Source organism: Vibrio sp. Y176, from assembly GCF_033438945.1.
Map to the genome: position 1 here is coordinate 1 of NZ_JAWOQS010000574.1, position 679 is coordinate 679.

Here is a 679-nt window from a genome sequence, read left to right on the forward strand (position 1 = left end):
TTTTTTGAGGCTTAATGTGCCACTAGTGCGTTTTGCCGGTTTACTTGTCGTATTCGGATTGACGTAATGCTGCTTCGGTTTGCTCGGTGTTTGAGGCTTGTTTTGCGGTCTGCCATGCTCACCTTGTGGCTTCGCGCGTTCACCTTGAGGTTTCGCTTTGTAATGCTCTTTCGCAGGGCGTGAGCTTTCATCATCACGTTGACGGCGCTTTTGCTGGCCTTTTTTAGAGTTAGGCGCATGACGGAACTCGTCAGCGTTATTACCACGGAAGGTGCGCGTTTTTTGATTGCGACGAGCAGTCGAACCTTGGTTCTCTTCACGGCTATCAAACAGTTTCGCATCAGTCGCTTTACGAATATTACGACCTCGAGAATCTGTCTTTGACGCTTCCTCGGTACCAACTGAGCCATCGCACATTGCTAAAATTTCTGCGACTTCGTCATCGGTTAGGTAACGCCATTTACCATTTGGAATACCATCTAGAGAGATGTTCATGATGCGTACGCGGCGAAGTTTAAATACTTCGTAGCCGAGTGCTTCACACATACGGCGGATCTGACGGTTTAGGCCTTGAGTCAAAACAATACGGAAAGAGAACTTGGTTTCTTTCGTAACTTTACAAGGGAGCGTTACGGTATCGAGGATTCGAACACCGCTCGACATCTGTTTTAGGAATTCG

Annotated in this window: 1 pseudogene; it reads right to left on the reverse strand. The window is 47.6% G+C overall.

The features are described 5' to 3' along the window. Positions 1–679 (reverse strand): annotated as a pseudogene (locus tag R7O13_RS27375) (23S rRNA pseudouridine(2604) synthase RluF); the annotation flags it as partial.